This is a genomic window from Lysobacter sp. CC-YZS074 (genome assembly GCF_056739745.1).
Map to the genome: position 1 here is coordinate 1353259 of NZ_CP200301.1, position 11354 is coordinate 1364612.

8 protein-coding genes and 1 pseudogene are annotated in these 11354 nt (G+C 69.6%); 4 read left to right on the plus strand and 5 right to left on the minus strand.

The genetic code is table 11. From position 1 onward, the window contains the following. Window positions 1–198: 198 nt before the first annotated feature. The 3 genes and pseudogenes from U8331_RS06110 to U8331_RS06120 all read left to right on the plus strand — a co-directional run bounded on the left by U8331_RS06110 (window position 199) and on the right by U8331_RS06120 (window position 2672). Window positions 199–882, plus strand: coding sequence for an FKBP-type peptidyl-prolyl cis-trans isomerase N-terminal domain-containing protein (locus tag U8331_RS06110; protein WP_481132712.1), 684 nt, complete (start codon window positions 199–201; stop codon window positions 880–882). 124 nt (window positions 883–1006) lie between these two features. Continuing rightward, window positions 1007–1824 (plus strand): annotated as a pseudogene (locus U8331_RS06115) (CoA pyrophosphatase). Further along, complete coding sequence (locus tag U8331_RS06120; protein WP_481132713.1) at window positions 1821–2672, plus strand: sulfurtransferase; 852 nt, start codon at window positions 1821–1823, stop codon at window positions 2670–2672. The pseudogene U8331_RS06115 and the gene U8331_RS06120 overlap by 4 nt, the downstream one beginning before the upstream one ends. A gap of 221 nt (window positions 2673–2893) precedes the next feature. On the opposite strand, the gene U8331_RS06125 is transcribed toward U8331_RS06120, so the two are convergent. Together U8331_RS06125 and U8331_RS06130 are read right to left on the minus strand one after the other, a co-directional pair. Continuing rightward, window positions 2894–3652: an enoyl-CoA hydratase/isomerase family protein gene (locus U8331_RS06125; RefSeq protein WP_481132714.1), complete on the minus strand. Its 759-nt coding sequence runs from the start codon at window positions 3650–3652 to the stop codon at window positions 2894–2896. Beyond that, entirely contained in the window at window positions 3649–5202 is a 1554-nt protein-coding gene (locus U8331_RS06130) for a DUF4139 domain-containing protein (RefSeq protein ID WP_481132715.1), read from the minus strand. The genes U8331_RS06125 and U8331_RS06130 overlap by 4 nt, the downstream gene beginning before the upstream one ends. A gap of 38 nt (window positions 5203–5240) precedes the next feature. On the opposite strand from U8331_RS06130, the gene U8331_RS06135 reads away from it, so the two are divergent. After that, complete coding sequence (locus U8331_RS06135; RefSeq protein ID WP_481132716.1) at window positions 5241–5687, plus strand: copper chaperone PCu(A)C; 447 nt, start codon at window positions 5241–5243, stop codon at window positions 5685–5687. A 102-nt stretch (window positions 5688–5789) separates the two neighbouring features. Here U8331_RS06135 and U8331_RS06140 read toward each other — a convergent pair whose 3' ends face one another. The 3 genes from U8331_RS06140 to U8331_RS06150 all read right to left on the minus strand — a co-directional run bounded on the left by U8331_RS06140 (window position 5790) and on the right by U8331_RS06150 (window position 11260). After that, a complete protein-coding gene (locus U8331_RS06140; protein WP_481132900.1) occupies window positions 5790–6164 on the minus strand; it encodes an acyl-CoA thioesterase in 375 nt (124 codons plus the stop codon). Window positions 6165–6520: 356 nt separating this feature from the next. Further along, a complete protein-coding gene (uvrA, locus tag U8331_RS06145; protein WP_481132717.1) occupies window positions 6521–9451 on the minus strand; it encodes an excinuclease ABC subunit UvrA in 2931 nt (976 codons plus the stop codon). Window positions 9452–9637: 186 nt separating this feature from the next. After that, window positions 9638–11260, minus strand: a complete 1623-nt coding sequence (locus U8331_RS06150) for a M4 family metallopeptidase (RefSeq protein WP_481132718.1) — start codon at window positions 11258–11260, stop codon at window positions 9638–9640. Window positions 11261–11354 lie beyond the last annotated feature (94 nt).

An 11354-nucleotide genomic window follows, 5' to 3' on the forward strand; every position in this document is an offset into this window, starting at 1 on the left:
GCGAATGCCGGCTCGGAGTGAGGCGCGGCCGCCGACGTGGAACTCACGCGCGGCCGTGCTGTCAGAGGGTGGGACGTCAGTGGCGGTTAAGCCCTGCCGCCGTTATCCTAGCGCGTCCATCCGGGGCCGTTCGACCGGCTGGACCACCCATATACGGGGCGGTGCCGCCGCTCGCGTCATCACCGGAGGTTCCACCGAATGAAGTTGCGTTTGATCGCGGTCGCCGTTGCGGCCCTGACCCTTACCGCGGGCCATGCCATCGCGCAGGACACCTCGACCGAGAAGGGCAAGCTGAGCTACGCGCTCGGTTACGACCTGGGCCGCAATGCCAGCGAAAGCGGCGAAGCGCTCGATATCAACACCATCGTCAAGGGCCTGCAGGACGGCTTTGCCAAGAAGGAGCCTTCGGTTCCGGTGGACCAGCTGCGCGTGGCTGTGGAGAACATGCAGAAGCGCCAGGCCGCGCAGGCCAAGGCGGCATGGGACAAGGCCGCCGCGGAGAACAAGACCCGCAGCGACGCCTTCATCGCGCAGAACAAGGCCAAGTCCGGCGTGCAGTCGCTGCCCAGCGGCGTGCAGTACCGCGTGATCGAGGCCGGGAACGGCGCCAAGCCGACCCAGGCCAGCACCGTGCAGCTCGAGGTCGCCGGTCCGTTCCCGTGGGGCCAGCGTGGCGAGAACGCGCAGGGCCGCGCGATGCCGGCGATCAAGGTCAGCGAGGTCGAGATGCCGGCCATGCGCGAAGTGCTGCTGCAGATGCCTGCCGGCTCCAAGTGGGAAGTGACGCTGCCGGCCGACAAGGCCTATGGCGCCGATCCGCGCACCGGCATCCCGCCGAACATGGCCGTCCAGTTCGAGATCAAGCTGCTCAGCGTCCAGTGACGCCAGGCCGCGCCCGCCGCTCGTGCGGGCGCGGTGCGATATCCCGCGCAGGCGGGTACAGCGACTCTCCTTTTGCGCCGGCCCTGTGCCGGCGCAATCGTTTTCATCTTCCCGGATCCGCGACATGACCGCCTTCCAGCCCGCCGTCCTCACTCCCTGCACCGGCGTGTGCTGCCTGGACGAACGCGGCCTGTGCGAGGGGTGCTACCGCACCGGTAACGAGATCGCGCGCTGGTCGCAGATGGACGATCGCGAGCGTCTGCACCTGATGGAGGAGGTGTTGCCGGCGAGGGAGGCCTCCAGCCCGTGACCTGCCTGGCCGGGCCGGCAACGCCGGCCGGGATCGCCGCGCTGACGGCCGCATTGCGCCCGCTCGACGCGCCGACCGTGGGCCACGGCTGGAACCACGCCGACGTCGCGGACCTGCTGCAGCCGGCCGTCGAGTTGGCCGATGCCGCCGTCCTGGTCGGCCTGGTGGCGCGCGAGGCCGGCACCACGGTGCTGCTGACCCGTCGTACGGACGAGCTCCGCCACCACGCGGGGCAGGTCAGCTTCCCCGGCGGGCGGGTGGAGCCGCTGGATCGCGACGCCATCGCCGCGGCCGTGCGCGAGACCCACGAGGAGGTCGGCGTGCCGGGTGAGCTGATCCACCCCCTCGGCCTGCTCGATCCACTGGTGACGATCACCGGGTTCCGCGTGCTGCCGGTGGTTGCGATGATCGACGCCGCCTACGTCGCGCGGCCGGACCCCGCCGAGGTGGCGGAAGTGTTCGAGGTGCCGCTGGGTTTCCTGATGGACCCGGCGAACCTGGAAAGCCGTGAGCTGGAATATCGCGGGCGCCCGCGCCGGGTGCTCGAGTTCCGCTATCCGACCCAGCGCATCTGGGGCGCGACCGCGTCGATACTATGGAACCTGCGTCAGAGGCTGGAGGAAGCGCGATGAACGAGTCCGGCGGGCGGTGGCGGACCCTCGTGGGGGTGGAGGCATTGGAACAGGCGCTGCACCGCGATGACGTGGTGGTGCTCGATGCGCGGGTGTCTCTGGCCGATCGGGCGGCGGGCGAGGCGACGTACCGGCAGGGCCACATCCCGGGTGCGCGCTTCGCCGACCTCGACCGCGACCTGTCAGACCACGGCAGGCGCGGCGGGCGCCATCCATGGCCCGACGCGACCGACTTCACCGCCCGTCTCGGTCGCTGGGGAATCACCCCGCAGCACCAGGTGGTGATCTACGACGGCGGCGACGGTGCACTGGCGGCGTCGCGCGCGTGGTTCCTGCTGCGTGCGCTGGGACACCGCGACGTGGCCGTGCTGGACGGCGGTTGGAAGGCGTGGATGGAGCGGGGCGCGCCGGTATCCACCGAAATCCCCGAGCCGCAGCCGGCCGGGTACGTCGCCACCTTCGACGATGCGCGCCTGCTCGACGCCGAAGCCGTGCAGGCGCACCTGGCCGGCGAGGGGTTGTTGATCGACGCCCGCGCAGCCGAGCGCTTCCGCGGCGAGGTCGAACCGCTGGACCGGGTGGCGGGACACGTGCCGGGCGCGGTCAACCGCCCCTACGGCGAGAATCTCGACAAAGGCCGCTGGAAGTCCGCCGACGCGCTCGCGCGCGAATTCGACGGGCTGCTGCGCGGCCGGCGGCCCGAGGAGGTCGCGGTGATGTGCGGCTCCGGAGTGACCGCCTGCCACCACCTGCTGGCGATGGAGCACGCCGGCCTTGGTGGCGCGAAGCTGTTCACCGGTTCGTGGAGCGGCTGGCTGGAGGATCCGGCGCGGCCGGTGGCAAGCTGACCCGCAGTTGCTCAGGCCTCGTTGCGCTGCCAGTCGCTCGGATCCCCATGGCGTTGTAGGAGCGGCTTCAGCCGCGATCGTGGAATCGGCGAGCGACCGGTCCTGCGATCGCGGCTGAAGCCGCTCCTACGCCCAAAGGAAGTCCCCTTGGGGGACAAAAGCACGGAGATCGCCCTTGGGACGCTCGGAGACTGATCCTCCGCCGCGCGCTGTCTGCCGCCTTACTTGCCCAGCTTCGCCACCAGCGCCTTCAGCGCCTCCTGGGTGCCCTGCGAATACCAGGCTTCGACAAACCGCTCCAGCTCGATGTGTTCGGGCTGCAACGCCTCGACGATGTCGGCGCGGGCGATGCGCCGGGTCTGGCTCATCGCCTCGTGCGGCAGGGCGAGCAGTGGCTGCAGTGCGGCAATGGCCTGGTCGACCACGCGGTCGGGGTCGGAAAGCGCGTCCACCAGCCCGATCCGCAGCGCGCGCTCCGCTTCGACCAGTTCCCCCGCGACCAGCAGGCGCTCCGCGCGTGCCGGCCCGACCACCCGGCGCATCAGGCGCTGGATGCCTTCGGGGGCGACGAGGCCGACCTGGGTTTCATTGAGGCCGATACGGAATTCGCCGGCGGCCATGACGCGGTAGTCGCAGCACAGGGCAAGCACGCAGCCGCCTGCCGGTGCGTGTCCGGTGATCGCCGCCGCCACCGGTACCGGGCAGGTCGCCAGCGCGCGCGCCGCGGCGAAGAACGCCTGCCACGCCGCGGTGAGCGCCTCGCGATCATCGCCCAGGCCCAGCAGATAAGGCACGTCCAGTCCGGCCGAGAACACTTTGGCACCGCCCGAGAGCACGATGCCGCCGGCCTCGGCAATGACCGCGGCATCCAGCGCATTGCGCAGGTCGCGGCACAGGGACGGGTCCAGCGCGTTGACCGGCCCGCGCGCCAACCGGAGCTCGACCACCCGGCCGTGCGCGATCACCTCCACCGCGCTCACGGGCTGACGCCTTCGGGCCAGCGGTAACGCACGGTGTAGGTCAGCCGGCTTTGGCTGCCGGACGGTACCGGCACCTCGAATTCGGCATGGCGCGCGTCGCGCCGCTCGGACGGCACGCTGCTCTCGACGATCTCCCAGTCGCTCCAGCGCGGCAGCGGCTCGACGACGTGGATGGTCGCGTCCTCCTCGCTGGCATTGGCCAGCTCGATGGCGAACGACTCGGTGATGGTGCGGCCGCCGCGGTCGACCCGCAGTCCGGTGCCTTCCCGCTGTGCGGTCAGGTCGAACGCCTTGCCGACCTCGAGGCGGATGTCGGCGCCGACCGGGGTATGGCCGAGGGACGATTCGCCAAGGAAATCGCGGCCCTCGTACACGCGCACGCGCCCGGCGGGGAGCGGCCGGCCCAGGCCGGCCTCCGCGGTGTTGCTCACCGATACGGCGACCCTTACCGGCAGGTTGCCGGTGTCGCCACGGAATCCGGGCTCCAGCAGCGGCCGCGGCGGTTCCCAGTCCGGGCCACCGGCGTCGACGACGTACGTGCGTTCGCAATCGATGGCACTGCTGGCGGCGAACAGCGGGACGCGTTCGGTGGTGCCGGCACGGATGGCAGTGCTGCCAGGCACCTCGTAGGCGTGGTACTCGCCGGCGTCGCGCCGCACCGCCATCTGCGGAGCCGGTGCGGCTGTGGCCACCGCGTCGTAAGCCTGGCCACGGGCCATGTATCGGCGCTCCGGCTGCACCCGGTTGGGTTCGCCGGCGACCAGGGTCAGGCGGGCGTCGGCAAAGGTCACCCCCGCACGGTTGGCGACCAGCGCCGCGCCGTCGAGCGAGAGCTGGCAGTTCGCGCCTTCGGCCACCGTCGCCAGGTACTCGGCGCGCCACGCCAGGCCGCCCATCGGGTAGCTCAAGGTGAAATCGGCATCGCCGCCCGCGCTGGCGCGGACGGTCCACTGCAACTCGGCCTGCTGGGGCAGCAGGCGGGCCCCGTCGACCACGCTGAAGTTGTCGTAATCGTGGATCACCTTGACCCGGCCGTCCCCCAGCGCGAGCGTCAGTCCGTCGTTGGCCGCGATCAGGGTCCCGGTGTCGGTCTGCTTCGCGCCGCCGGCGGTGTGCTCGACGGTGATCCGCTGGCCGATGACCTGCGAGGTGACGTCGGTGGTGCCGGCCAGGGGCGCGATATAGCGCTGCGACTCGATGCCCACGCCGGCGCTCTGCGGGCGCAGGATCGTCGCCTCGGCGTCCATCGACGGCGGCACCCCGGTGGCGGAAATGGCGTTCGGGCCGGCCGTCAGCGAGTAGTGCAGCGGCCGCTCGACCAGCGCGTATCCGGGCATGCCCGGCTGCGGCCGGTCGACCGTGGCCAGCGCCTCGTAACCGGCGTTGTAGATGGTCAGCCGGGTGACGGCGGCCTCGGGTTCCTCGCCGTTGCCGGCAGGTTCGACCGGCGGTGCTGCGGGAACCTGGGCGTCGCGGTCGGGCGAACGCTGCTCGGCCGAACACGCCGCCAGCAGGCAGGCGATGGCAAGCAACGACAGGGAACGGTGCATCGCGGACTCCGGTCTTGGCCTGCAGGTATCATAGGCCGATGACTCCGATCCGTGCTTCGTCGCTCCTGCTGTTTGCCCTGGCCACCGGCATCGCGTTGCCGGCATGCGCGCGCGACTGCGCTCCGACCGTGGAGGAGGGCTGGGTGCGACTGCCGCCCGTCGCGATGCCGATGCTTGCCGGTTTCGGCCGGATCTCGAACGCGTGCGGGTCGCCGGTGACCATCGTGGGCGCGAGCAGTCCGTCGTTCGGCGACGTGTCGGTGCACGAAACCCGCATCGTCGATGGCGTCAGCCGCATGCGGGCGATGCCAAGGCTGCAGATAGAAGCCGGCGGCGAGGCTACGTTGGCGCCGGGCGGGCTGCACCTGATGCTGATGCAGCCCCGTAGCAAACTCGCACCGGGCGAATCGGTGCAGGTGGAGTTCCAGCTCGAGGACGGCGGCGTCCTGCGGGGCGAATTCGAGGTCCGCGGACCCGGAATGTAAGAGACTTCCCGATCCTGTCGGCATCACGCGGGAGTTGCGTGGAGGCGCCGCGCCGTTCTGCAGGGGCGACGCCAATTGCGGGCTACAGCGAGTGCGGCGGAATCAGTCGCCGCACGCTTCCCGCACCGCCTGCGGCAGGGCGGCGGCGGCGCCGCTGTCGCGGTCGATCCACACCATCACCACGTGCCCGTCGCAGAACAGCACGGTGTCGTCGGTCGAGTCGACGATGCGGTGGCCCACCGTCAGGCTGGTGTTGCCCAGCCGTTCCACGAACAACTCGATCCCGACCTGCGAGGGCCAGGTGATCGGGCGGCGGTAGTTGAGCTGGGCGGCCGCCACCACCGGCGCGACGTGGTCGTCCATGCCCATGCCGGGCACGGTCAGCATCCACTGCAGGCGCGCTTCCTCCAGGTAGCTCAGGTACTTGGAGTTGTTGACGTGGTTGAAGGCGTCCAGGTCCCGCCAGCGCACCGGCATCGGTACGCGGATCAGCGCGGCGGGCGCGGTACGCTCCGCAGCCTGGGTCCCGGCGACGGTCTCCCGGGCCACGGGAGGAGCGGGTGTCTCCTCGCGGTGCTCCGGCCGAGCCGGAGCCGGGGTCGCCGTGCGGGACCTGGATCGGCGGGATTTCGAAGAAGCGGGCTTCGCCGCGGATGCATCCGCCGGTGCCGATGTCGCCGACGGCGACGCGTCGCGCGACGGAGCCGGTGCCTCCTGGGCGGGACCGGCTTTCGTCACTGCTGCCGGCGGTGCGTTGCTCTCCGGGCGTGCCGTCTTGGCCGGCGTCTTGCGCGACTTCCGCGCGGGCTTCTTCCTGGTGGCGTCGGTGTCGCTCATGCGCGGGGTGTTTTCCTGGTGGACTTGCGGCCGGTCGCCTTCGCCTTGGCCGGGGCGGCTTCCGCCGGGGCCAACGCCTTCGCCCGCTCCAGCAACGGTGCCAGGAAGCGCCCGGTGTACGACTGCTCGAGCGAGGCGACGTGTTCCGGCGTGCCGGTGGCCAGAATGGTACCGCCCCGATGGCCGCCCTCGGGGCCCAGATCGACGATCCAGTCGGCGGTCTTGATCACGTCGAGGTTGTGTTCGATCACCACCACCGTGTTGCCGTCGTCGCGCAACCGGTGCAGCACGCTGAGCAGGTGTTCGATGTCGTGGAAATGCAGGCCGGTGGTCGGCTCGTCGAGGATGTAGAGCGTGCGCCCGGTGTCCCGGCGCGAGAGTTCCTTGGACAGCTTGACGCGCTGCGCCTCGCCGCCCGACAGCGTGGTGGCCGACTGGCCGAGCTTGATGTAGCTCAGGCCGACGTCGACCAGCGTCTCCAGCTTCCGCCCGATCGACGGGATGTTCTCGAACAGCTCCAGCGCATCCTCGACGGTCATCTCGAGCACGTCGTTGATGTTGTAACCCTTGTAGAGGATCTCCAGCGTCTCGCGGTTGTAGCGCTTGCCGCCGCAGACGTCGCAGGGCACGTACACGTCGGGCAGGAAGTGCATCTCGACCTTGATCAGCCCGTCGCCCTGGCAGGCTTCGCAACGACCGCCGCGCACGTTGAAGCTGAAGCGCCCGGCCGCGTAGCCACGCGCGCGCGCTTCGGGGACCTGGGCGAACAGCTCGCGCAGCGGAGTGAACAGCCCGGTGTAGGTCGCCGGATTGGAGCGCGGGGTGCGGCCGATCGGCGACTGGTCGATGTCGACCACCTTGTCGAACAGATCGATGTTCTCCACCGACCGGTACGGCGCCACCGGACGGGACGCGCCGTTGAGCTCGTTGGCGGCGATGGCGTACAGGGTGTCGTTGATCAGGGTCGACTTGCCCGAGCCCGACACGCCGGTGATGCAGGTGAGCAGGCCGGCGGGAATGTCGAGGTCGACGTTCTTGAGGTTGTGGCCGCTGGCACCCCGCAGGTGCAGGGTCATGTCGGCCTTGGGTTCGTGCCGCCTGGCCGGTACTTCGATGCGGCGCGCGCCGCTGAGGTACTGCCCGGTCAGCGAGCGCGGTGCGGCCAGCACGTCCTCGTAGCTGCCTTCGGCGATGACCTCGCCTCCGTGCACGCCGGCACCGGGGCCGATGTCGACGATATGGTCCGCCAGCCGGATCGCGTCCTCGTCGTGCTCGACCACGATCACGGTGTTGCCGAGGTCGCGTAGACGGGTGAGGGTGCCGAGCAGGCGCTCGTTGTCGCGCTGGTGCAGGCCGATCGACGGCTCGTCGAGTACGTACATCACGCCGACCAGACCGGCGCCGATCTGGCTGGCCAGGCGGATGCGCTGGGCCTCGCCGCCGGACAGCGAGTCGGCCTTGCGCTCCAGCGTCAGGTAATCGAGGCCCACGTCGACCAGGAACCGCAGGCGGTCGCCGATCTCCTTGACGATCTTGGTCGCCACTTCACCGCGCCAGCCGGGCAGCTCGAGCTGTTTGAAGAACGACAGTGCCTCGTCGATCGGCAGCACCACGATGTCGGTCATCGGCCGGTCGGCGACGAACACGTTGCGCGCGGCGCGGTTGAGGCGGGCGCCGCCGCACTCGGTGCAGGGCCGCTCGCTGATGTACTTGGACAACTCCTCGCGCACCGCCGACGATTCGGTCTCGCGGTAGCGCCGCTCCAGGTTGGGGACGATGCCTTCAAAACGGTGCTTGCGCTGGTGGCGGGTGCCGCCATCGCTGAGGTAGGAGAACGAGATCACCTCGTTGCCGCTGCCGAACAGCACGGCCTGGCGGATGTCGTCGGGCAGTTGCTGCCACGGCGCGTCGACGTCGAACCGGTAGTGCTTGGCGAGCGACTGGATCAGTTGGAAGTAATAGGCGTTGCGCCGGTCCCACCCGCGCACCGCGCCGGCCGACAGGGCCAGCTCGGGGTGCACGACCACGCGCGCCGGGTCGAAGAACTGCGCGACGCCGAGGCCGTCGCAGGTCGGGCAGGCGCCGGCCGGGGCATTGAACGAGAACAGCCGCGGCTCCAGCTCGGGCAGGGCGTAGTCGCACACCGGGCAGCTGTACTTGGACGAAAACAGCAACGGCGCGGTCGCCGGATCATCCAGCGACACCACCTGCGCCATGCCGTCGCCGAGCTTGAGCGCGGTCTCGAACGACTCGGCGAGGCGTTGCTTCATGTCCTCGCGCGGACGGAAGCGGTCGATCACCGCCTCGATCGTGTGCTTCTGGCGCAGCGCCAGCGGCGGCACCGCATCGATTTCGTGCAGTTCACCGTCCACCCGTACCCGCACGAACCCCTGCGCGCGTAGCTGGTCGAACACCTGGGCGTGCTCGCCCTTGCGGTCGCGGATGACCGGTGCCAGCAGCATCCAGCGCCCGCTGTGTTCGGGATCGCCCTCGCCCAGCGCGACCACTTGGTCGACCATCTGGCTGACCGTCTGCGCCTCCAGCGGATAGCCGTGGTCGGGGCAGCGCGGCAGGCCGACGCGGGCGTAGAGCAGGCGCAGGTAATCGTAGATCTCGGTGATCGTGCCGACGGTCGAGCGCGGATTGTGCGACGTCGACTTCTGCTCGATCGAAATCGCCGGCGACAGGCCTTCGATGTGGTCGACGTCGGGTTTCTCCATCACCGACAGGAACTGCCGCGCGTAGGCCGACAACGACTCGACATAGCGACGCTGGCCTTCGGCGTAGATGGTGTCGAACGCCAGCGACGACTTGCCCGAGCCCGACAGCCCGGTGATCACGATCAATTTGTCGCGCGGCAGGTCGAGATCGATGTTCTTGAGGTTGTGCGTCCGCGCACCGCGGATGCGGATGAAATCCATCGCCATCGGAGGCCTGCAAAAAGGGGAGGGGCGTCGCGAACGACAGGCGACAAACGAGCCTATCGACTGGGGTAAATGGGGGCAAATCCCCCCGGCAAAAGAGGTGGCGGGCCGGCAAAGCGGGGCGCAGGCCGCAAAAAAAAAGAACGGCCCGCTGGGCGGGCCGTTCCGGTCAACGATGCCGCACCACGCCTACTCGACGCTGACCGCGCTCCAGGCGGCAGCGACTGCGGCGTACTCCGCCGAATCCGCACCGTACAGGTCGGTCGCGGCATTCAGGGTGGCCTCGAGGGCGCCGGCGTAGTCGGTGTCCTCCACCATGTAGCCGGTCAGTGCGAGGTACCAGATCTTCTCGGCGGCCTCGCGGCCGATGCCGGCCAGCGAGGTATCGCCGTTGCAGACCAGGTCGTCCGCGCTGAGGTCGGCGCCGGTGCCGGCACCGAAGCCCTCCGGCACCACCGCGCCTTCGGCCAGCAGGTAGAAGAAGTGGTTGGCCACGCCCGAGCTGTAGTGCACGTCGATTCCACCGATGTCGTCGCTGTAGCAATCCGGCGACAGCCCGTCCAGGCTCGGCTTGAACATGTAGCGCAGCGCGGTGGGGTAGGGCAGGTTCGGATCCTGGCGGAACACGAGCTCGCCGATCAGGTAGTCGCCCGGGTCGGCCGCGTTCCCGGCGAAGTGTTCGACCATGGCGCCGAAGATGTCCGAGGTCGCCTCGTTGAGTCCGCCCGACTCGCCCGAGTAGATCAGGTCGGCCGTGCGGCTGGTCACGCCGTGCGACATCTCGTGACCGGCCACGTCGATCTCGACCAGCGGTCGGACCGAGCTGCCGTTGCCGTCGCCGAACGTCATGCAGAAGCAGGCGTCGCTCCAGAACGCGTTGGCGTAGTTGCGGCCGAAATGCACGCGGCTCAGCGCGCCCTGGCCATCGTCGGCGATGCCCAGCCGGCCGTGGATCTGCTCGTAGTAATCCCAGGTGGTCGAGACGCCGTAGTGCGCATCGACGCCCACGGTCTGCGAGCTGCTGTTGGTGCCGGTGCCCCAGACGTTGTCGGAGTCGACGAAGGCGGCGCCCAGGCCGACCTGGCGGTTGCTCATGTTGGTGGTGCGGCCACCGCCGCGGGTCGGGTCGGTCAGCTGGTAGCCGTTGCTGCACTGCGCCGTGGCCAGGTCGACCTGGCCGACGTAGAGGCCGGTGCCGGTGCCCGATGCGGGGTCGTCGCAGGTCCGCGGATCACGCCCTGGACCGGCGGTGTGGATGGTGTCCCACTTGTCCAGCAGCGAGCCGGTGTGTGCATCCACGATGTAGCGCATGTCGGTCGGCGTCTGGTCCTTCTTGATGCCGACATAGCGGACTTCGTACGCGAGCGTGGGGGCGTGCTCGCCGCGCGCGTAGACGACCAGGCGCGCACTCGGCGCCTGTCGCGAAGCCACGTCGAAATGCGTCCCGGCGATGGAAACCGCGCGGCGCTGGTTCACCGACGGAGTGATGTCCGGGCGCTGCAGCCCCTCCACCGTCTGGGTGACGGACTGCGGCTTGCCATTGCGCGAATGCACGATGACGCTGCCGCCGATCACCGGCAGGCCGCGATAGGTGCGCGAGAAACGCACGTGCTCGTTGCCCTTGCGATCGACCACGACATCCTCCGCGACGAAGCGGTCCGCCGCGGCACGCTTGAGCATGGGCACCGACCCGCTCTGCAGCATGGACTGGGCGCGCATCACGGAAGGCGATTTCGACAGTTCGCCGGCAAGCGCTGCGGGGGAAATCATCAGCGCGGTCAGGACGCCCGCGCCCAAAAGAGTAACTCGCATGTGGTTCTCTCCCTGATAGAAGTGACCGTTCGGTCGTCGATTACCAGGATCCCCCCGAGCCGGAACATACGCCTTTCCGGAGCGTTGTGCGTGA

Excerpts from the sequence above, each read along its gene's own strand:
- uvrA (WP_481132717.1), bottom strand. The coding sequence starts at position 9,451 with ATGGCGATGGATTTCATCCGCATCCGCGGTGCGCGGACGCACAACCTC.
- U8331_RS06135 (WP_481132716.1), top strand. The coding sequence starts at position 5,241 with ATGACTCCGATCCGTGCTTCGTCGCTCCTGCTGTTTGCCCTGGCCACC.
- U8331_RS06150 (WP_481132718.1), bottom strand. The coding sequence starts at position 11,260 with ATGCGAGTTACTCTTTTGGGCGCGGGCGTCCTGACCGCGCTGATGATT.
- U8331_RS06120 (WP_481132713.1), top strand. The coding sequence starts at position 1,821 with ATGAACGAGTCCGGCGGGCGGTGGCGGACCCTCGTGGGGGTGGAGGCA.
- U8331_RS06140 (WP_481132900.1), bottom strand. The coding sequence starts at position 6,164 with ATGCCGGTGCGCTGGCGGGACCTGGACGCCTTCAACCACGTCAACAAC.
- U8331_RS06110 (WP_481132712.1), top strand. The coding sequence starts at position 199 with ATGAAGTTGCGTTTGATCGCGGTCGCCGTTGCGGCCCTGACCCTTACC.
- U8331_RS06130 (WP_481132715.1), bottom strand. The coding sequence starts at position 5,202 with ATGCACCGTTCCCTGTCGTTGCTTGCCATCGCCTGCCTGCTGGCGGCG.